The organism is Enterococcus sp. AZ104 (genome assembly GCF_050546705.1).
GTDB lineage: Bacteria > Bacillota > Bacilli > Lactobacillales > Enterococcaceae > Enterococcus > Enterococcus faecalis.
Map to the genome: position 1 here is coordinate 1,405,259 of NZ_CP172952.1, position 21,086 is coordinate 1,426,344.

The window sequence follows — 21,086 nt, forward strand, 5'->3', positions numbered from 1 at the left end:
TTTGTTTTTTCAGAACAAGTTTGAGAATGATTGAACTTTCTATTAGATAAAGAGCGGCCTCAAAGAAGAGCGCTTATTTCTTTGAGGCGCTTTTTATTTAACTAAAGCAAGGAACGATTTTTAATATACATCCGTATCCGCATTATATTTCGCTAAATTATCTTTAACATCTCGCAAGAACTTACCTGCTTGTTGTCCATCTAAAATTCGATGATCAATAGAAAGACATAAATTAACCATATCTGCCACTTTAAAGCCTCCATCTGCGGTTGGCACAAGGCGTTTATTAATTGACTCTACTTGTAATATCGCAGCTTGTGGATGGTTAATAATTCCCATCGATTGGACGGAACCTAGTGTTCCAGTATTATTAAGAGTAAAGGTCCCTCCTTGCATTTCTTTGCTTGCTAGCGTTCCTTGTCGGACTTCTTGTGCCAAGCGATTGATTTCTTTAGCTAGCCCTGCAATCGAATAGTTATCCGCTTGTTGAATCACTGGCACGTAAAGATGCTCGTCTGTCGTTACAGCTATGGATAAATTAACATCTTTATGATAAATAATTGAGCCATCATCCCAAGATGTATTGATTTTTGGATTTTTCTTTAACGCTTGAATGACTGCTTTGGCAAAAAATGGGAAGAAGCTTAGAGACAGGCCTTCTTGTTGTTTAAATTCATCTTTTAATGAATTTCTAAGTTGGACTAAGTTGGTCACATCCGCTTCCACCATTAACCAAGCGTGAGGGATTTCGTTGACACTTTGGACCATTTTTTTAGCAATTGCTTTACGTACAGGATCTGCAGAAACAATTTTATCTGTGGTTGTTTCAGTTGGACTAGCTGTTGCGGCGCTTTCATTTTGCGAAGCAACTGGCTCCTCTGAAATTGAAGGGCTAGTTCCTGGACTCACTGTTTTCTCAGGCGTTCTTGCCTGTGTTGGTGTAAAGTTTGTAACATCTTTTCTAGTAATTCGACCATCACGACCTGTCCCTGTAACTTGTGTTAAATCAATCTTTTTTTCTTGGGCAATTTTAAGGACTGCTGGGGAATAACGACCATTATTTTTTTGATGGGACGTCGCAGTGCTTGTTGTTTCAACCGTTTCATGTTCTTGTGCTTGTTCCGCACTTGCTTCTTTCACTGGTGCTAAAGTAGCTTCTTCTGTTTTTTCGGTTGTTTCTTCTGTCTCTAACGTCATCACCGCTGTTCCGATGGGCACATCTGTATCTAGAGAAATCAGAAATTCTTTTACTACACCATCAAAATCTGATGGGACTTCCGTGGTGACTTTATCAGAAACGACTTCCATTAAGGGATCATAACGTTTCACTGAATCTCCTGGTTTAACTAACCATTGGACAATGGCTGCCTCTGTGACACTTTCGCCTAGATGAGGCATTTTGATTTCTTTTGTGGCCATTTATTTTTTCCTCCTTGCTTCAATTAAAATTCTGCTAATTCTTTCATTGCTGCTAATACTTGCTCTTCATTGATTAAAAATTCTCTTTCTAAAGGTAATGCATAAGGCATGCTTGGACAATCAGGTCCTGCAAGTCTTTGGATCGGTGCATCTAAATCAAAGAGAGCATCTTCTGAAATCATTGCCGCAATTTCACTCATCACGCTGCCTTCTTTATTGTCTTCTGTTACGAGTAAGACCTTCCCTGTTTTCTTAGCTGCAGCTACTAATGTTTCGCGATCTAAAGGATATAATGAGCGAACATCGACGATTTCGGCATCAATTCCTTCAGCGACTAGTTTTTCCGCCGCAGCTAAAGCTAATTGCAAGGTCATGCCGTAACTAATCACGGTTAAATCACTACCCGTTCTAACGACATTGGCTTTGTCAATTGGTACGATATAATCATCTGCAGGCACTTCATCTTTTAGTAAACGATATAAACGCTTATGTTCGTAAAAAATGACTGGATCATCGGAACGAATCGCTGCTTTAATCATCCCTTTTGCATCATAAGGATTAGAGGGGGTCACAACTCTTAATCCTGGTTGTCCACAAAAAACTTTTTCTGTAGACTGAGAATGATACAGCCCACCACGAACACCGCCGCCATAAGGGGTCCGATAAACGATCGGCGCAGTCCAATCGCCTTTTGTTCTGTAGCGCATTGTCCGAGCCTCTGATAACAATTGATTGGTTGCAGGCAAAATGTAATCCGCAAATTGAAATTCACCAATTGCGCGATAGCCCATTAAACCTAAGCCGACAGCTAAACCACCAATTAAACCTTCTGTTAACGGTGTATTAAAACAACGCTCGTCACCGTATTTAGCAGCCAAGCCCTTTGTTACACCAAACACGCCGCCTTTGTCGCCGCCGACATCTTCTCCAAAAATAACTACTTTTTCATCACGAGCCATTTCTTCAGAAATTCCTAAGTTAATTGCTTCTAAATAAGTCATCTCAGCCATTATATTTCTTCTCCTCTTCTCTTATTTTGCATACACTTCTTCTAAAATTGATGTCGGTACAGGATCTGGCATTGCTTCTGCTTCATCCGTTGCTTGATTGATTTCTGCACGAATTTCTTCATCAATTTTGGCAATGTCTTCGTCTGTTAAATAGCCCTCTTCTAATAATTGTTTTTCAAAAAGCTTCACTGCATCGTTCTTTTTCATTTCTTCAATTTCTTCTTTTGAACGATAAACAGATTGATCATCGTCAGCGGAATGAGAAGTCAAGCGCGAAACCATTAATTCAATCAATTTTGGTCCTTTTTTCCCGCGAGCCGCTTTTACTGCTTCTTTAAATGCTAGATAGACTTCAGTAAAATCACTACCATCAACGGTTACACCTTCAAAGCCATAAGCTTTCGCGCGATCGGCCATTCGTTTATTGGCATACTGTTCTTCAATTGGGACAGAAATCGCATATTCATTATTTTCAACAACAAAAATGACTGGTAATTTTTTTACGCCTGCAAAGTTCATAGCTTCTTGGACTTCTCCTTGATTGGCAGAGCCTTCCCCAGTGGTGGTCAATGCAACAAAATCAGCTTTTTGAAGTTGCGCTGCATAACCAACACCTGTTGCTAATGGCATTTGTGTACTTACTGTTGAAGAGAAGGAAACAATATTATGCTCTTTTGAACCATAATGATTCGGCATTTGACGACCATGGGAAGAAGGATCCGCTTCTTTTCCAAAAGAACCCATTAAAATATCTTTGGAGGTCATGCCCCAAACCAAGCACGCGGTCATATCACGATAATACGGTAAAAAATAATCTTTTTGAGGATCAAAAGCCATCGCCATCGCTACTTGTGCAACTTCTGCCCCTTGACCAGAAATATTGAAAGAGGTCTTACCAATCCTTGTTAATTGCCACAACCGTTCGTCTAAACGACGTCCTCTTAGTACTTGACGATATGCCTGAATCAATTCTTCTTTTGATAAACCTGATTTTTTAAGCGCTTTCATTTTCATCAACCTTTCTCTATTTGTGAATCGCTAAGCCATAAGTATCTAAGGATGCTTCTTGCAATACTTCTGTCATTGTTGGATGCGCATGGATTGCTTCACCAATTTCAATGGGCGCGGCATCTAAATACATGGCAGTACTTGCTTCGGCAATTAAATCCGTGACATGTGGCCCAATCATAGAAACCCCTAATAAATCATCGGTCTTCTTGTCACGAATTACTTCTATAAAGCCATCTGTTTCTCCATAAACAAGTGATTTACCATTACCATTAAAATTAAAGGTACCAATCACTACTTCTTTATCTGCTGGTAAAGTTTCTCTAGTATAGCCGACACTTGCTATTTCAGGATTTGTATAAACACCTCGAGGCACGTTTGTATAATTTAAAGGTTCAACTGTCTCGCCTAAAAGATGCTGAACAGCTAACTCTCCTTCTTTCATAGCCACATGTGCTAGTTGGAGTGTATCGATACAATCACCGATCGCATAAATATGTCCTTCTGTGGTTTGATAAAATTCATTTACTTCAATGCCTTTGTCAGTATATTTCACTGAGGTATTCTGTAACCCTAACTTATTGATATTGGGTTGACGCCCAATTGCTACCATGACTTTGTCAACAGCGAGGCTTTCTTGTCCTACAACTTCTATTTGAACCTTCTGCCCGGTAACTTTCGCTTCTTGGACTTTGCTACCTAATAAAATGTTGATTCCTCGTTGCTCTAAACGTTTCTTTAATTCTTTAGAAATTGTTGCACTCTCATTTATAAGTAAACGATCCAAAAATTCAATGATAGTTACGTTGACACCTAAACTATTTAATAAAGAAGCCCACTCGACACCAATAACGCCACCACCAATAATTGCAATTGATTCTGGTAATTCTTCTAATTCAAGCATCCCATCAGAAGATAAGATAAATTCTTCATCCAGTGGCAAATTAGGTAATGTTTTAGGACTAGAACCTGTCGCAATAATGACATTTTTAGGAACGATAATTTCTTCTTCCCGTGTTGGATCATTAAACGTAACTGCCACTGCGCCAGAGACTGGTGAAAAAATAGAGGGACCTAAAATCGCACCTTCGCCTGCTAAAATTTTGATTTTATTTTTTTTGCATAAGCCTTCAACACCTTTGTGTAACTGCTCAATAATTCCTTCTTTCCGTTGTTGTATTTTAGAAAAATCAATGGACGCTGCCTCTGTTTCAATCCCAAAAGAAGCCGCTTGTTTTAAGGTATCAAAAACCTCTGCGCTTCTTAATAAAGCTTTTGTAGGGATACAGCCTTTGTGCAAACAAGTGCCACCTAATTTGTATTTTTCAACAATTGTGACGTTTAGCCCTTTTTGTGCGGCTCGAATTGCTGCTACATAGCCTCCTGTTCCGCCACCTAAAATCAGTAAATCTGTTTGTTCCGCCATTTTGATCACTCCTGCTCAATTTTTGCTTCACTATAATTTAAAGCTTGTTCTTCCCCTGTTAATACTCGATTGACGCCTTCATATAAAGCAGCCATCTCCATTTCACCTGGGTAAACCTTAATTGGTGCAATCCAAGTGACTTTTTGACTAATTTCTTGAACAACGGTTTGCGAATAGGCTGCGCCCCCTGTTAAAATAATTGCATCAATTGTGCCTTCAAGAACCACGGCCATCTCGCCAATACTTTTTGCGATTTGGTAACACATTCCTTTTAAATAGTAATTTGCTGTTTGATCACCTGCAGCTATTTGTGCTTGGATATGCCGTAAATCTGTTTCACCTAGGTATGATTTAAGGCCGCTATTACCCGCAATTAGCTTTTTCACTTGGCTAATCGTTAACTCCTGTTCAAGTATCCATTGCGCAAATTCAACGAGCGGTAAGGCACCACTGCGTTCTGGCGTATAAGGACCTTCACCATCAAGCCCATTTACCACATCCACCATGCGGCCTTTTTGATGCGCCCCCAAGCTAATGCCCCCACCTAAATGAACAACGATAAAATTGCTTTGCTCATATGTTTTCCCTAAATCCTCAGCGATTTTTCGAGCGACCGCTTTTTGATTTAAGGCGTGACCAACGCTACGCCGGTGAATGCCTTTTAATCCGGAAATCCTGGCTAATGGTTGTAGCTCATCTACAACAACAGGATCGACAATAAAGGCTGGCACGTGATATTTTTCTGCAAACTCATTAGCTAAAATCGCCCCTAAATTTGAAGCATGGGTATTAAAGCGTTCTGTCCGCAAGTCTTCTAGCATTTGTTGATCGACAAGATACGTACCGCCAGGAATAGGCTTAAGCAAACCACCACGCCCTACGACAGCGACTAATTGTGTGATGTTATGTGTTTCTAAAAATTCCGCGATCATTTGTTTTCTAAATGGTGTTTGACTGACAACATTTTCAAAAGGTGCCAATTCTTGGACGCTATGTCTAAGCGTTTCTTCCGCCAAGCAATCATGATTAGCAAAAAGCGCTAACTTCGTGGAGGTCGATCCAGGATTAATAACCAATACTGTTTCCATTGTTTTCTGCTCCTTTTTTTAAACTTGTCTCATGGCAAATCTTAATGAATGAAATTTGCTTTCTGTCGAATCACTTCTAGATGTTAAAACGACTGGGACTTTTGTGCCAACAATCGTTCCTCCCACCTTTGCGTGCCCAAACAAGGTTAATGATTTGTATAAACAATTTCCAACATCAATAGTTGGGACCACTAAAATATCTGCATCCCCCATGATAGGACCGCTGTAACGTTTATGCGCAACCGCTTCTTCAGAGGTCGCTAAATCAAGCGAAAGTGGACCAAAAACCGTAGCCTCTTGTTGATCATTAAAATGTGCCGTGACTTCTTTTGCTAAAACAGACGAAGGCATTTTAGGATTGAAATTTTCCGCTGCGCTTAACAAAGCAATTTTCGGGTGGTGCAGTCCCAATTTTTGGGCGACTTCTTTAGCATTTTCAACAATTTCAATGAGGGTCGCTTGAGTGGGAGCGATATTCATCGCACAATCGGTTAACAAGAAGGTTTTTCCTGCAGGCAGCTCCACCATTGCTACATGGGAAAGAATCGGTTTATTTTTTAATTGATGCTCACTTTTCAACATTTCTTTTAGTAATGTGTGGGTCTGAATAATTCCTTTCAATAAAATTTGTGCTTGACCAGTTGCAACTAAACTGACAGCTTCCTGTGCTACCGTGGCCTCATCTGAGCAATGAACATATTTCCAGAGATTTTCAGTATCAAGATTTTCATTTGTATCAAATACAATAAACTGCAACGGTTGCTCGGCTTCTTTTAGTGCTTTTTTAACTAGCTGTAAAATCTCTGGTTGTGAACCTCCTGCAATTGAAACAGTGATCATTTTCTCACCTCATTTTTTCTTCTTTACACTTTAAATCTACCTCAGTATGTAAGCGTATACAAATTGTTAATTTTTATGCCCTTATTAATATTTTTTATAGAGAAGGAAAAGCTTAGTAAATCAAGCTTTTCTTTCTCTAAACAATTGTTATCTAATTTACTTTTCATGAAAAAACTTCTTTTCTAAGAATGAAAGGAAAACTTATGCTTCGGCACAACTGTTTATTTATGTCAGATCCTAAAGCATGTTATACTTTAGATACTTATTTTTAGGAGGAATTAAATGGCACTACTACTATTCTTTTTGTTTATCGCCCTACTAGGATTTGGTATATTAAAAATTAATAACCGCAGTATCCTCGGCGGTATCACTCTGGCTTCCGGCACCTTATTGTCATTAGTCACCTTACTATTTATCGGACTAGACAAAATTTATTTACATTTTAAGAATGGCGACCTAATTACCTTGGCCATTGCTTATCTATTAATTCCCGCTGTGTTTATCGGCATTTGCCTTTACTTTATTTTTAACTCACGTACGATGCAAACGAAAGAAGGCAAAAGTGTCACGGCTAAATTGTCGGCGGGCTTAGGGCTGAACTTATTAATTGCTTTACCAGCCTTTCTATATTTATTATCAGTTGGCACAGCGCAAATACCTTATATGCTTTTTCTGTTCTTACTTTTTCTATTGTTAATGGATCTTTTGCTGACCTTTCTATTTGCTGCTTACGTCTTGTATTCATGGATGTACCAAATGATTCCTTTAAAAAAAGCGGTTGATTATATCATTGTTTTAGGTTCGGGAATTCGTAGCGAGGAAGTACCTCCACTTTTGAAGAGTCGGTTAGATAAAGGGATTGAATATTATGAAAAAAATCCCACCGCTAAATTTGTAGTCAGCGGTGGTCAAGGTCCTGACGAACCTGTGGCCGAAGCTTTCGCAATGAAAAAATATTTGCTTTCACAAAATATTCCTGCAGAAGCAATTTTGATGGAGGACCAATCCACAACCACTTATGAAAATATGTTGTTTTCTAAAGCAATAATTCAGGCAGATTGGCAAAAGATGCCGTCTGATTCTAAACAACCCTCTGTTATTTTTTCAACAAATAACTATCATGTCTTACGAGGAGCTATGTATGCCCATCGTGTCGGCTTAAAAGCTGAAGGTGTCGGGGCGCCAACTGCCTTATATTTTTTACCAACTGCTCTAATCCGAGAATACATTGCCTTACTGGTTCATGATAAGCGAATTGTGCTTTTTGTTTTTCTACTTGTCACTCTTCTTTTAGGAATCAGTATCTTACCCATCTAAAAAAACAGCGACTCACAAAAATGTGAGTCGCTGTTTTTATTCTTTTAATATAAAAAGGTTTAATGAACGTAATTGGCTATCAATGCAATCAGCCATAAATGAAGCGGATAGAATCCGTAAAATAAATATTTGAAAAATGGTGCTTTGCTCCCTCTCTCACCATTGTAAAGCGATATAAATGGTAACACAGTGATAAACATAAAATCAGAATTATAAGCTAACATTTCAATTGTCGTTGGCCAATCTCCCAACCATTGAAAACTTGTAACTAAGAAAAAGAGCGCTAATGCACCATATAAACAGTTCCGTAAGACAAGTCTCTTTCTGGCTAGATACGTAATCAACATAAAAGGTAACATCACAATGCCACCTTCAGCAAACATTGCTCCTATTCCTAAAATTGCTAATATACTAATCAATAAAACAATTTTTAAGCTGATTTTTGGCATCTCTAGCATCGCTTTTGTCACAATTAACATACTGACACCAAGGGCTAAGGTGAAGAAAATATTGTTGTGAACAGCGACAGCTGGATTATTCACTAAATGATTTAGAAGCGTATTTCCAACAAACATGATTGCTGCCCAAATATACAAACGACCATTGTAGCGATAAACATTCCGTGTATAGTTGAACCCTTCTACAGCCATGTAACCAAAAAACACACCGACACAACGAGTAATTACATGAAAAATCAGTGCCCATTCTGGCGGAACAAAATAACTAATATGGTCAAGAACCATTAACCCCATCATCAATAACTTTAAGCGATTTGCGTTCATGAATCGTCTCCTTTATTTTTTCTACAGAAACTATCATATCTTTTTATATAACAGAAAACAACGAACATTCTTGTTAGATTCAACCATTCTTTTTGTCACTTTCGTTAAACCTGGTACCGCAAAGATAAATCTTCAAATAAATAATGTTGGTATTTAAATTGTTCAAAATGAATTTTTCGAATTTCTTGCTTAATGGCTATTAAGCATTCATCGACCGTCATCAATGATTCTTCTTTCAGAAGCGCCTCTTCTATTAATAATTTGCATTGGCAATCAATCAATAAAAGTTGACTATAGAATGTGTAAAATGTTTCTTTATTTAATTTTTCAATCAAATTTTTAGCTTGATTCTGCAACTTTTGATAACATTTGGTCAATTTTTGATAATCCATTAAATCAACTAACTGACCTTGTTTTAACATGTTACTAAAGTCTAAATCCCAAAGCATTTCTTTAGTCGGCTGTTGCAATAAATAATACATAGAATGACTACTAATAATTTCAGTGGTCGGTTCTTCAATTGTTTCATAAAAAGTCACAAAATATTCTCGCTCAATCACAGTAATAATTTCTTCTTCTGAAAGCTCACAATCTTCTAAATTTTGATAGAATATCAATAATTTAATCCGCTCATCTATTTTATTCAGCGAAGCGACTAATTCAGGAAAAAGAACCGACTGACAATTCTCTACTAATTCTCTTGCCTTATTTTGTTCATTTTTATAAAAGTTGTATAACTTTTTCCGCTGTTTTAACGAGTTTAATAAGTTATCGGGTATATTCCAGTAATATTGTTTCTTCATAGCATTCCCACTCTTCTTTTTTATGTACAATTTTACAAAATTGGTCTTAGCCAATTTCGTCTCTAGTTATTCTATCAAAAAAGTGACGCTTTTTTACTGACAATAATTACTCGTTTTACGCCCAAAAAGTGAAAACTCAGCTGTTAAGTAATTATTGGGGCTTGTTTCTCGCGGGCCGAAAAAACTTTTTCCTTTTAAAAGTCCAGAAAAAGACCTACACTAGAGATAGACAAACGTTGGAGGGATTTAAATGGATTTACACTTAACGAATAAATTAGCATTAATTACTGGTTCAACCAAAGGAATTGGCAAAGCAATTGCGATTGAAATGGCTCGTGAAGGGACCGATGTCATTATCAATGGGCGCAATGAAGCCGAAGTAACTAAAGTTGTTAAAGAAATACAAACAATGTTTCCAGACACTCATCCTCAAGCAGGGACTGCCGATATTTCCATTGAAAGTCAACGAGCTACTTTGCTTGAAAAATTCCCTAAAGTCGACATTTTAGTGAACAATATGGGGATTTTTGAGCCAATGGAATACTGGGACATCGATGACGCCACTTGGGAAAAATTTTTTACTGTGAACGTGTTGTCAGGCAATGCATTAGCAAAAGCTTATCTACCTAAAATGCTTGCACAAGATTTTGGTCGCATTATTTTCATCGCTAGCGAAGAAGCGGTGATGCCTTCTGGCGAAATGCCCCAATATAGCATGACAAAAACGATGAATCTTTCCTTAGCTAAAAGTTTATCCAACTTAACTGTCGGCACACATGTCACCGTTAACACGGTTATGCCTGGCTCAACCCTTACCGAAGGTGTAGAAAAAATGTTGGAAGATATGTACGCTGATTCAGACATTCCCAAAGAGGATTGGGAAAAAGATTTCATGAAAAATCATCGTTCTCGTTCACAAATCCAACGGCTCATTCGACCAGAAGAAATTGGTCGTTTTGTTACCTTTGTGGCCAGCCCGGATTCTTCTTCCTTCTCAGGCGAAGCCTTAAGAATCGATGGCGGCTTAGTTCCAACGATCTTCTAAATTAAACAAAAAAGACAGCCAGCAAAAATTCACATTTTTTTGCTGGCTGTCTTTTTAAGCATATTAATTGATTACTTACCAAAAGTAAGTTATATTTATCTCGAATTCGAAATAAAAAGAGGTGAAACAATGAACCAACAGCAAGAAGCTTTAAAAGCCTATATCGGTTTATTAAGAACCAGCCATCGACTAGAGCAACTTGCCAAGCAAGATGTCACTTGTTATGACTTAAACATTACAGAATTTTCAGTATTAGAGCTGTTACTCCATAAAGGTCCTCAGACCATCCAAAAAATTAAGGAGAAAATTTTAATCGCTAGCAGTAGCACCACTTATGTTATTGACCAATTACATAAAAAAGGCTATGTAACGCGCACCCCCAGTGAAAAAGACCGACGCATTACTTACGTTGAATTAACAGAAGCTGGAAAAACATTAATTGAAGAAATTTTCCCGACGCATGCAAAGCGAATTGCAGAAGCATTTGAACAACTCTCTTCCGAAGAATTAACACTTCTTCAAAAAACTTTACGAAAAATAACAAATGAAACGAAATGAGGAAATAATGATGAAAAAAGAAGATCAATTATTAGGAATCCACCACGTTACAGCTATGACAAGTGATGCAGAAAAAAACTATCACTTCTTTACGGACGTTTTAGGGATGCGTTTAGTCAAAAAAACAGTGAACCAAGATGATATCTATACTTACCATACCTATTTTGCCGATGATTTGGGTACACCAGGTACAACCATGACCTTTTTCGATTTTCCCAATAACCCTAAAGGATTAAAAGGAACCAATACAATTTCAAGAACAGGGTTCCGGGTTCCTTCAGATGCAGCTTTGACTTATTATGAAAATCGCTTTAATGAATTTGCGGTCAAACACACAGGTATTTCTGAAGAATTTGGCAAAAAGATCCTTCGCTTTTGGGATTTTGATGATCAAGCGTATCAATTAATCTCTGATGAATTAAATCAGGGTGTTGCAGCGGGCACCCCTTGGAAAAAAGGACCTGTCCCTACAGAATTTGCGATTTATGGCTTAGGACCTGTCGAAATAGCTATTTCCTATTTTCATGAATTCAAAGAAGTCTTTGAAGAAATTCTAGGCTTTCACGTAGTGGCACAAGAAGGCAATCGCTATTTACTAGAAGTTGGGCAAGGTGGCAATGGTGCCCAAGTCGTTTTGGTAGACGATGATACTAGCTCACAAGCGCAACAAGGATATGGTGAAGTACATCACGTTGCATTCCGCCTAGCGGATCGTAAATCACTTGGGACTTGGCAAGCGCTCTTTGATCATTTAGGCTTACAAAACTCTGGCTATGTCGATCGTTATTACTTTGAATCATTGTATGTTCGTATTGGGCATATTTTAGTCGAATTAGCCACCGATGAACCAGGATTTATGGGGGATGAACCTTACGAAACATTAGGAGAAAAGTTATCTCTTGCGCCATTTTTAGAAAACCGTCGTGAGTATATTGAGAGTGTTATCAAGCCGTTCAATACAAAACGAGCCTAAGGAGGAAAAAACATGCATTCAATTTTTAAAAAAGGACATCCTGAAGCACCTGTCTTTGTGCTACTTCACGGTACAGGTGGTGATGAAACATCTCTCCTACCAATTGCTCAAGAACTAAATAAACAAGCTACTGTGCTAAGTATTCGTGGTGATGTTTCAGAAAATGGAATGAATCGTTATTTTAAGCGCCTAGCGGAAGGTCATTATGACTTAGAAGATCTAGAAAAACGCGGCGAGGCGCTTCATAAGTTTATTCAACAAGCCGCTAACGAACATCAATTTTCATTGGATAAAATTATTTTTATTGGCTATTCAAATGGGGCCAATATCGCTATTCAATTATTGCTTACTCATCCCGACAGCTACCATCAAGCTGTCCTCTATCATCCCATGTTTCCTGTTGAATTGACCAATCAACCAGACTTGACCGACACTTCTGTTTTATTATCTCTAGGAGAGCATGACCCGATTGTCCCACTTCCTGAGAGTATGCGTGTGATTCAATTATTTCAGAATCATGGAGCAACCGTACAAGAGGTTTGGACACAAAGTCATCAATTAACTTATCAAGAAATTAAGGAAACACAAACTTGGTTGGCACATCTGTCCTCTTAACAAAAAAGTGAGGTCGGGACAGAACCGTTTAGCTCCGAGAAATAAGAAGAAATTTCCGAAAATTGCTCTTTAATTTTTGGAGAATTTCGGCTTATTTCCGAAGGAGTTGGTTCTGTTCCCGCCGTTTATCAGGTTTTGAGCCTGGGACAAAAATCTCTTTGGATTTTTGTCCCAGGCTCACTTTTTCTATTTTAAGATAATTCACTGTCTGAGCTTCTTTTTATTCTGCCATTTGAACAACTATTTTACCAACTGCATGGTGCGTTTCACTGAGTGCATGTGCATCATAAATCCCTTGTCTAGAAAAAGGGAAAACTTCACCAATAATTGATTTAACTTTTCCAGCTGCCATCAAATCAGCAATTTTTTGTAATTGTTCTCCATTTGGTTGAAGCCAAATACTTTCAGCAGAAATATTTTTTTCGGCTGCCAATTGTTTATCTTCAATGCCCACAATTGAAACAAGACGACCGGTATTTGGTTTTAAGACGGCAAAACTATTTTTTTGAACCTCACCACCCATTGTATCAAAGACCAAATCAACATCAGCTAATACCTCTGCAAAATTCGTTGTACGATAATCAATCACTTCATCTGCACCAATTTTTTTCAGTAAGGCATGATTTTTTGCGCTAGCGGTCGTGATGACATGTGCGCCCGCTTCTTTTGCTAGTTGAATCGCATAAGTACCGACCCCACCTGCACCAGCATGAATTAAAACAGTTTCTCCTTCTTTAAGGTGACCATGATCAAACAATGCTTGCCAAGCGGTTAAACCAGCCAACGGAACGGCAGCCGCTTCTTCAAAGCTAATTGTTTCAGGGATTTTTGCTAATAAATGATCATCCACAATCGTTACTTCTGCATAGGTACCAAAACGAGTAGTTTCAGGACGAGCAAAAACTTTATCGCCAACTTGCCAATCCGTTACTTGACTCCCCACCTCTGTAATCACACCAGCGACATCCCAACCAAGAATAATCGGAAAGGACCAATCAAACATCTGTTTTAAATATCCTTCACGCAATTTCCAATCAATCGGATTAATTGATGTCGCGTATTCTTTTACCAACACTTGATGTTCCGATAATTCTGGCAGTGTTACTTCTGCTTCTTCAAGTACCTCTTTACTTCCGTACTGATTAATCACAACAGCTTTCATAAACCAACTTCCTCTCATTTGTTTCATTTTTCACACTTTTAGTATACGCCTATTGCCTTCTTTTTATATAAGAATATGCTTTAGTTAAATTGAGAGAAAGTAGCTGTTTTTAGTCTATTATTCATAACGTAAAGATTCAATTGGATCTAATTTTGCTGCTCTTCGAGCTGGTAAAGTTCCTGCTAAAAAAGCAATAAACATAATAACTAAGATAATCGTTAGTGAAGATGGTAATGAAAATTGAATTAATTTAAATCCTGTTAAAGCCTTTAAAAAAGAATCCGTTGCCAAACGATTAACTAAATTTCCAACCCCAACAGCTCCTAAAATGCCTAATATTGAGCCAAAAAAGCCAATTAAAGCCGCCTCAACACTAAAAATTGTAAAGACTTTCCCATTGCTAAGACCCATGGCTTTCATTAAACCAATTTCTCGCGTTCTTTCTTGGACAGACATATACAGCGTGTTAATAATGCCAAAGCTTGCAGCTAACAAGGCAATTGTACCAAACATGGTTAAAACACCAGTGATTGCATTGATTATATTACGAATCATGCCAATTTCATCTTCGACAGTAGTCGCTAAATAGCCAGCTTTGTCTAAATCTTTTTTGATGTCCTTAATCTGCTCTGGCGTGCTGTCTTTTTTAACTTCAGCAATAATCATCGCGTATTGATTTTTTAAATGTTCTGGAAGATCTGCTTGATTGATTGAGACAACTTTATCAATCAATGCTTTATTCATCAACGAGAGCCCATTTTGAATGACACTGGCATTTCTAACGCCAACAATTTTCGCTTCAATAACTTGCTCTTGTCCTTTCAAGGAACTTGAGATACCTAATTGAACTGTTTCTCCCACGGCAGCTTTACTAGATGTATAGCCGAGCGCTTTTACATATTCTGGTGACAAATTAATTTCGAAGTCCTGGCTCGTTTGCGAAACTTTACGGCCAGCCGCTAAATCAATGGTCATCTCATCTAGCGCAGAAGTTGCTGAAAATACATATTTATGCTTATCTGCTCCTTTTATATAATCGATAGCAACGGATTTCATTGGTTCCACTGATGTAACATCCGAGATTTTTTTAATCTTCTCAATATCTTTTTCAGCAAGCATACTTTGTTGTTGAATCGTACTGGTTTTTTTCTCTGGATTATATTTACTTGGTTCTGTTCCGTTACCAACATTCATCTCCATTTTTGGCTGAATAAATAACTGATTTGCACCACCGACACTGCCGACTTGTTTGTCAATATAATCATTTACACCAATATTGACTCCTGTAGTTAAAGCTATGGTAAATGCTCCAATAAAGATTGCAATAATGGTCAATACGGTTCGACCTTTATTACGCATTAAATTGGTACTAGCTGATTTTAAAATATCTCTAAATTTCATTTACTCATCTCCTCCTACAATCAAGCCGTCTCGAACATGAACTTGCCGATCACAACGTGCTGCTAAGTCTGGATCATGTGTCACAATAATTAAGGTAATTCCTTTATTTTTATTTAAATCAAATAACAATTCTTCAATTTTCTTCCCAGTGGCAGAATCTAAATTCCCTGTAGGTTCATCTGCAAAAATAATTTGCGGATTATTAACTAAAGCACGCGCTATACATACCCGTTGTTTTTGGCCACCAGATAAATTATTCGCTTTATTTTGAACTTTATCTTCCAAACCGACTGCTTTTAACGCATCTAAAGCCATCTTTTTCCTCTTGCTACCGGAAATCCCACCGATTTTTAATGGTAAAAGAACATTATTTAAAACTGTATCCTTGGCATTCATAAAGAATTGTTGAAAAACAAAACCAAATTCTTCATTTCTCGTTTTATTCAGCACTTTCTTTCTAATACTAGTAACATTTTTACCATTTAAATAAATATCTCCTGAAGTTGGTTGATCTAGCAATGCCAAAATGTGCATAAATGTTGATTTCCCAGAGCCACTTTTACCAATTATGGCCACAGATTCACCTTTTTCAACTTTTAAATCAACACCTTTTAACGCATCAAATTTTGTTTCGTTCTTTCCATAACTTTTTTTAATATTTTTTGCTTCAATTACCGCCATGTTACCCCTCCATTTTTCATTCTTTGTCGTTTACTTATTTACAAAGTTTTTTACTCTTTTCATACTCCTTTCTTCTCTTTCTATTTTGACGGAAGCCCTTTCCTTTGTCATGGTACTTCCGATGTATCTCTCAATTAAAACAATAAGAACATGTTCCAAATTCACCTCATTGAACATGTTCTTATTAATTAGTTATGCATTTACGCGTTTAATTTCACGATGTTTATTCAATAAATAGGCCAAACCAAGATTAATGCCCACAAAGCAACTGATTGTCAGAAGAAGTGGCAGGACAGTAAAACCAGTGGATTGATAACCAACCATTGCTTGCAAGACGTGGAGCATTCTCAGGCGCATTGGTGCTCCCCCTAATTGTGCAATCGTGCCCAGTAAAATAGGAATCATTAATAACAGCAATAAAACAATGAGTTTTTTTACGCCATCTATCCGATCATTAAAGACACCTGCTAACAAGCCAAGTGAGCCGCTAAGCATTAGTAAGATAAAAAAGAGCAACCACGACATGAAAAAGTTTCCTTGCGCATAGACATCAATTAATTTCATTGATAATTGAAAATGAGAAATGAAATTGCCGCTAAATACTTTAATCAGTACAAGTACAGCCAAGGATCCAACCAAAGATAAAATAGCATTACTTACAAAATTCACCAAAAAAATCGTCCAGCGGGAAAGCCCGTTTTGAATAAACAGTTTAAAATCTGTGTTCATCCCCAAAAATGATAGTATCCCCATAAAAACCAGACAAGGAATTACTGCATCAGAGCTGACAGTGTTCACGTCGTTAGAAAAGATCAACCCAATAAGAGGAAAAAGAATGCCGAACAAAGCATAAAAGCCAAAATAAATTGCTAAGGAACGGACTTGATAAATAACACGATACCGCAAAGCTGTTTTAAATTTCATTTTACTTTTCCTTCTTTCTATTGGTTAATTGTACAAAATATGTTTGTAAATTTAGCGGCGCAATTTGAACCTCTGCTTTTTCAGTCGGCAAGTCGCCGTACACGTAAGCCGTAACTGCTCCACCTAAAGTGTCCATGCCTAAGATTTCCAATGACTGAGTATAGCGCTCTACTTGTTCTTTCGGCCCAGAAACAATGCGACCGTTTTTCAAAATTGTTTCAATAGATTCTGCGCGAATCAATTTTCCTTGATCAATGATGATAATATCTTCTAATAAATTCGCAATTTCTTCAATCAAATGGGTGGAAATCACAAACGTACGGGGACGTTCTTGGTATGTCTCAATTAAATAAGTATAAAATAATTCCCGATGATTGGCGTCTAAACCTAAGACTGGCTCATCTAAAAAAATATACTCACAGGGGACGGATAGCGCCACTATTAGTTTAGCAATACTCCGATAACCAGTTGATAATTTTTTGAATGTCTTTTTACTATCTAAATCAAAATCGCTTAACATTTGTTCGGCTAAAGACCAGTCAAAGGATCCATAAAAACCTTCAGTCGTTTTAAAAATATCTTTAATTTTTAACTGAGGAGGAAACAAATTATCTTCACTCATTAAGTAAATATGAGTCAAAGCAGCCTCATTATCGGTCACTGTTTCTCCCGCCAATTTAACGGAACCTGAAGTGGCAAAACTTCGATTATTTATGATATTTAATAACGTACTTTTACCAGCCCCGTTTCTGCCTAAGAGTCCATAAATCGTTTCTTTTTCAAAAGTAATTGAAATATTATCTAATGCCTTTTTTTGATGATATTTTTTACTTACTGATTCCACCCGCAAACTCATGCGTCATACCCTCTTTCAATTAGTTGTTTTAATTGTTCAGCTGTAATCCCTAATTTTTTAGCTTCTGCGACAACTTCTAAGACTTCTTTATTTAAAAATTCTTCTTTCCGTGCACTTCTTACTCTCTCTTGAGCGCCTGGTAAAACAAACATGCCAATCCCCCGTTTCTTTTCAATCAACTGTCGTTCTACTAATAAATTCATTCCTTTTAAAACGGTGGCTGGATTGATTTGATAACTTTTTGATATTTCTGTGGTTGAGGGAATTTGTTCGCCTTCTAAGTAAGCGCCATTAAAAATTCCTTCGGCAATCTGATCGGCTACTTGCTGAAATAAAGGCTTTTCCCCCGAAAAATTAAATTCCATTTTTACACCTCGCTTAAATGGTTAACTACTTATGTAACTAACTATATACCCTAGAAATTCTTTTGTCAATAAAAAAACCATTGTTTCCAAAGAAATTTTTCTTTGAAAACAATGGCGATACTTTTGAGTTTATTGAATGATTTCGTTCTTATAGGGTTCCATTGTATAACAATTCATCGGTTGTTTCGTTGACAATTTTTAAGCGATTTTGTTTTTTTATCAAAATACTTTTATAGGTCGTTCCTGTAGCCTTTTCTTCCATCACAAGAATGCGTTTATACTCATTATCAGTGACTTTCTTAATCGTTGTTTGATTTAAGGACGGGATTTTTTCTTTTAGCGTTTTTTCTTCCGCCAGACCTTTTAAGATTTCTGATTCTGTAGTGGAACTTGTGGATTTACTAGAATCGCTTGATACACCTTCGTTATTAGACGCACTTTCAGATGACTTGCGACTTGATTCGGTTACTTTAGACTGTGATGATTCACTGGTATTGGTTGAATTCATTTGGGTTTGAGTTTGGTTTCCACATGCACCAATTAGCAACCCAACGCCTAAGATAGAGCTTGCTAAAATTGTTTTTCTAATCATTTGCATGACCTCCTACATCTATCATTACTTTAACCTTAACATTTTTCAGCTAAGAGAACAATTTTTCAGATTAGAAAAGACCACTAGTCGTTATTTAAATAAACGAACTAGTGGTCTTACTTATTTAGGAATGATCTTCATATGAGTGAGTGGGTAATAAACAAATTGTGCTTTCCCTAAGATTTGATCTGCATGTATTGCACCAAAAGAACGACTGTCTTTAGACATACGGCGATTATCACCAAGCACAAAATAGCTATCTTTAGGTAATTTTTCTTGCATTAACAATTCTTTTGAATCAAAATTCGTAGTGTAAGGCATCGTTTCATGATCTTTTTTTCTGTTTTTAGTTAAATACGGTTCAGCGATTGGCTGATTATTGACATATAACTGATCGTTTTCGTAACGCACAGCTTCTCCTGGTAAACCAATCACACGTTTAATCAGAATCGATCCTGTGTCTGTTTTAAAGACCACCACATCAAACCGTTTAATGGCGGAGAATTTTTCCATCACAATCATATCTCCTTGATTCAAGGTTTTTTGCATGGAATGGCCATCCACCCGAACAGGAATCAGGAAAAATCCTCTTAAAATAAAAACGGCTACGATTGCTGGTACTAAGATTTTCAGAAAGTACATTAAATACCCAACATAATCACGTTTCTTCTTCAACTTCGTGCCACCTTTTTTCTAGTTTTTTTGAATTTCTTTGACTGCTGTATCGTAGGCAGCGTCATTTTCAAGAATTAATTTACCTAAAGTGGCTTCAATTTTTGTGGCTGTTTCATTGTCGATTTCTCCAGTTACAGGCAAGCCATTTTTCTGTTGAAGATCGCTAACCGCTGCTTTTGTTTCTGCGGTGTAGTTTGCATTGTTTTCATCAACAGGATACGCTAATACAGCTAAAATAGCATTTAAGTTCTGAATATCTTCAGATTGATCTCCTTCTTTTAGCGTTTTATCGCGAGGAATCAATTTTAAATAGGCATACTCGGGGTAATCAGCTTTGATGGTTGGTTCAATTCCTTTTTCGTTGATCCATTCACCTTTTGGTGTTAACCATTTTAAAACAGTCAATTTTATTTCGGTTTGGTCATTTAAATCTTTCACCGTTTGGACCGTTCCTTTGCCAAATGTTTTCGTTCCAATTAATGGGACATTCGCAGATTCATGCAGTGCTGCAGCAAAAATTTCGGATGCACTGGCACTATTGCCATCAATGATAACTGCAACAGGTTCTTTTACTTTAAAGCCGCCGTCTAATTCTTTGGAAGCAACTTCTTTCATCGTACGTCCTTTTTTGTCTTCAAATTGAACAATTGTTTCGCCATTTTTTAAAAACATACTGGCCATTCGCTCTGCTTGATCTAGCAGTCCACCAGGATTTTGGCGTACATCAATTACAAAGGATTTAGCTCCTTTGTCTCGTAAATTCGTGATTGTTTCTTTCAATTCTTGATATGTTTTTTTACCAAAGGACGTAATTTTAATCGAGCCAATTTGTGCATCTTTTTTGTCTAACTCACCAGTCACTGTTTTAACGGGAATTTTCCCACGTTTGATTGAGATATTTTTAGTTTCTCCCTCTCTTTGGATAGTCAATTCAACGGAAGTTCCTTTTTTACCTCGGACTTTTGAGACGACTTCTGCTAGTTTCATCCCTTTTGTAGCTGTACCATCAACCTTTTCAATAATATCGCCTTCTTTGATTCCCGCTTTTTCAGCTGGGGAATCTGCTACAGGGGCCTCTGCTACAACTGGTTCGCCATCTTTCATTGTCATAGTGGCACCAATTCCTTCAAAATCACCAGATAAGCTTTCGTTTAAATCATTGGCAGCAGATTCATTTAGATAAGTTGAGTATGGGTCTCCAATGGCTTCAGACATGCCTTTTAAGGCGCCTTCAACTAATTCATTTTTATCTACTTCACCTACATAATTGGTACTAATTTCATTATATAAATCCTGCACTTTGCTTAAATCAGCATTGGTAATTGCCCCTTCTTGACTCATCTTTTTAACACGATGATCAAAATAAATATAACTACTTCCTCCAGCTAAAAATGCGACACAGAGGAGCGAAATAATATATTGATAAAAAGGAACAGTTCGTTTGTTCTTCATAGATTTCATCTCATTTCTAACAAATTCGTCACTACTTTTGTTTACTATAACATGAATGAAAAAAGAGGAAAAGCTTTGTTTGCTTTTCCTCTGG

Annotated in this window: 21 protein-coding genes and 2 pseudogenes; 5 read left to right on the plus strand and 18 right to left on the minus strand. The window is 37.3% G+C overall.

Translation table 11 applies throughout. The annotated features are described in order from the left end of the window. Nucleotides 1-120: 120 nt before the first annotated feature. The 7 genes and pseudogenes from IGJ37_RS06790 to ptb all read right to left on the minus strand — a co-directional run. Nucleotides 121-1,056, minus strand: a pseudogene (locus tag IGJ37_RS06790) (dihydrolipoamide acetyltransferase family protein); the annotation flags it as partial. Nucleotides 1,057-1,248: 192 nt separating this feature from the next. After that, nucleotides 1,249-1,419: pseudogene (locus IGJ37_RS06795) on the minus strand (biotin/lipoyl-containing protein); the annotation flags it as partial. A gap of 23 nt (nucleotides 1,420-1,442) precedes the next feature. Then, nucleotides 1,443-2,429: an alpha-ketoacid dehydrogenase subunit beta gene (locus IGJ37_RS06800; RefSeq protein WP_002360227.1), complete on the minus strand. Its 987-nt coding sequence runs from the start codon at nucleotides 2,427-2,429 to the stop codon at nucleotides 1,443-1,445. 21 nt (nucleotides 2,430-2,450) lie between these two features. Further along, the gene (locus IGJ37_RS06805; RefSeq protein ID WP_002374771.1) at nucleotides 2,451-3,443 is read right to left on the minus strand and encodes a thiamine pyrophosphate-dependent dehydrogenase E1 component subunit alpha; all 993 of its coding nucleotides are present in this window, start codon (nucleotides 3,441-3,443) and stop codon (nucleotides 2,451-2,453) included. Between the two features lie 10 nt (nucleotides 3,444-3,453). Then, nucleotides 3,454-4,863 carry a dihydrolipoyl dehydrogenase gene (gene lpdA, locus IGJ37_RS06810; RefSeq protein WP_325814828.1) on the minus strand — a complete coding sequence of 470 codons (1,410 nt, stop codon included), beginning with the start codon at nucleotides 4,861-4,863 and terminating at the stop codon, nucleotides 3,454-3,456. Nucleotides 4,864-4,868: 5 nt separating this feature from the next. Beyond that, nucleotides 4,869-5,951, minus strand: coding sequence for a butyrate kinase (buk, locus tag IGJ37_RS06815; protein WP_325814829.1), 1,083 nt, complete (start codon nucleotides 5,949-5,951; stop codon nucleotides 4,869-4,871). 18 nt (nucleotides 5,952-5,969) lie between these two features. Then, nucleotides 5,970-6,791, minus strand: a complete 822-nt coding sequence (gene ptb / locus IGJ37_RS06820; RefSeq protein WP_002374765.1) for a branched-chain phosphotransacylase — start codon at nucleotides 6,789-6,791, stop codon at nucleotides 5,970-5,972. 282 nt (nucleotides 6,792-7,073) lie between these two features. Between ptb and IGJ37_RS06825 the strand changes: the two genes are divergently transcribed. Then, on the plus strand, nucleotides 7,074-8,108 hold the full coding sequence (locus IGJ37_RS06825) for a YdcF family protein (protein ID WP_010708703.1): 1,035 nt from the start codon (nucleotides 7,074-7,076) through the stop codon (nucleotides 8,106-8,108). A 59-nt stretch (nucleotides 8,109-8,167) separates the two neighbouring features. On the opposite strand, the gene IGJ37_RS06830 is transcribed toward IGJ37_RS06825, so the two are convergent. Continuing rightward, complete coding sequence (locus IGJ37_RS06830) at nucleotides 8,168-8,890, minus strand: TraX family protein (protein WP_002357468.1); 723 nt, start codon at nucleotides 8,888-8,890, stop codon at nucleotides 8,168-8,170. A 104-nt stretch (nucleotides 8,891-8,994) separates the two neighbouring features. Continuing rightward, nucleotides 8,995-9,747, minus strand: coding sequence for a DUF7006 family protein (locus IGJ37_RS06835; RefSeq protein ID WP_002385886.1), 753 nt, complete (start codon nucleotides 9,745-9,747; stop codon nucleotides 8,995-8,997). A gap of 196 nt (nucleotides 9,748-9,943) precedes the next feature. On the opposite strand from IGJ37_RS06835, the gene IGJ37_RS06840 reads away from it, so the two are divergent. The 4 genes from IGJ37_RS06840 to IGJ37_RS06855 all read left to right on the plus strand — a co-directional run bounded on the left by IGJ37_RS06840 (nucleotide 9,944) and on the right by IGJ37_RS06855 (nucleotide 12,884). Beyond that, nucleotides 9,944-10,738 carry an SDR family NAD(P)-dependent oxidoreductase gene (locus IGJ37_RS06840; protein ID WP_002364009.1) on the plus strand — a complete coding sequence of 265 codons (795 nt, stop codon included), beginning with the start codon at nucleotides 9,944-9,946 and terminating at the stop codon, nucleotides 10,736-10,738. A gap of 129 nt (nucleotides 10,739-10,867) precedes the next feature. Beyond that, a complete protein-coding gene (locus IGJ37_RS06845; protein ID WP_002366740.1) occupies nucleotides 10,868-11,296 on the plus strand; it encodes a MarR family winged helix-turn-helix transcriptional regulator in 429 nt (142 codons plus the stop codon). Nucleotides 11,297-11,306: 10 nt separating this feature from the next. Beyond that, nucleotides 11,307-12,269, plus strand: a complete 963-nt coding sequence (locus IGJ37_RS06850; RefSeq protein ID WP_010717609.1) for a ring-cleaving dioxygenase — start codon at nucleotides 11,307-11,309, stop codon at nucleotides 12,267-12,269. A 12-nt stretch (nucleotides 12,270-12,281) separates the two neighbouring features. Next, complete coding sequence (locus IGJ37_RS06855; RefSeq protein ID WP_002361880.1) at nucleotides 12,282-12,884, plus strand: alpha/beta hydrolase; 603 nt, start codon at nucleotides 12,282-12,284, stop codon at nucleotides 12,882-12,884. 220 nt (nucleotides 12,885-13,104) lie between these two features. Here the strand turns inward: IGJ37_RS06855 and IGJ37_RS06860 are convergent, their stop codons facing one another. The 9 genes from IGJ37_RS06860 to IGJ37_RS06900 all read right to left on the minus strand — a co-directional run bounded on the left by IGJ37_RS06860 (nucleotide 13,105) and on the right by IGJ37_RS06900 (nucleotide 21,001). Then, the gene (locus tag IGJ37_RS06860) at nucleotides 13,105-14,073 is read right to left on the minus strand and encodes an NADP-dependent oxidoreductase (RefSeq protein WP_252671083.1); all 969 of its coding nucleotides are present in this window, start codon (nucleotides 14,071-14,073) and stop codon (nucleotides 13,105-13,107) included. Nucleotides 14,074-14,163: 90 nt separating this feature from the next. After that, the gene (locus IGJ37_RS06865; RefSeq protein WP_104832864.1) at nucleotides 14,164-15,447 is read right to left on the minus strand and encodes an ABC transporter permease; all 1,284 of its coding nucleotides are present in this window, start codon (nucleotides 15,445-15,447) and stop codon (nucleotides 14,164-14,166) included. After that, nucleotides 15,448-16,128, minus strand: coding sequence for an ABC transporter ATP-binding protein (locus tag IGJ37_RS06870; RefSeq protein WP_002357457.1), 681 nt, complete (start codon nucleotides 16,126-16,128; stop codon nucleotides 15,448-15,450). Between the two features lie 192 nt (nucleotides 16,129-16,320). Further along, entirely contained in the window at nucleotides 16,321-17,052 is a 732-nt protein-coding gene (locus IGJ37_RS06875) for a hypothetical protein (protein WP_142666769.1), read from the minus strand. A 1-nt stretch (nucleotide 17,053) separates the two neighbouring features. Then, nucleotides 17,054-17,908: an ATP-binding cassette domain-containing protein gene (locus IGJ37_RS06880; RefSeq protein ID WP_252671085.1), complete on the minus strand. Its 855-nt coding sequence runs from the start codon at nucleotides 17,906-17,908 to the stop codon at nucleotides 17,054-17,056. Further along, nucleotides 17,905-18,273, minus strand: coding sequence for a GntR family transcriptional regulator (locus IGJ37_RS06885; RefSeq protein ID WP_002357453.1), 369 nt, complete (start codon nucleotides 18,271-18,273; stop codon nucleotides 17,905-17,907). Before IGJ37_RS06885 ends, IGJ37_RS06880 begins: the two co-directional genes overlap by 4 nt. A 148-nt stretch (nucleotides 18,274-18,421) precedes the next feature. Further along, nucleotides 18,422-18,871, minus strand: a complete 450-nt coding sequence (locus tag IGJ37_RS06890) for a hypothetical protein (protein ID WP_002380347.1) — start codon at nucleotides 18,869-18,871, stop codon at nucleotides 18,422-18,424. 114 nt (nucleotides 18,872-18,985) lie between these two features. Beyond that, nucleotides 18,986-19,540 carry a signal peptidase I gene (gene lepB / locus IGJ37_RS06895; protein ID WP_002382369.1) on the minus strand — a complete coding sequence of 185 codons (555 nt, stop codon included), beginning with the start codon at nucleotides 19,538-19,540 and terminating at the stop codon, nucleotides 18,986-18,988. Between the two features lie 18 nt (nucleotides 19,541-19,558). Further along, complete coding sequence (locus IGJ37_RS06900; protein ID WP_050590288.1) at nucleotides 19,559-21,001, minus strand: S41 family peptidase; 1,443 nt, start codon at nucleotides 20,999-21,001, stop codon at nucleotides 19,559-19,561. Between the last annotated feature and the right edge of the window lie 85 nt (nucleotides 21,002-21,086).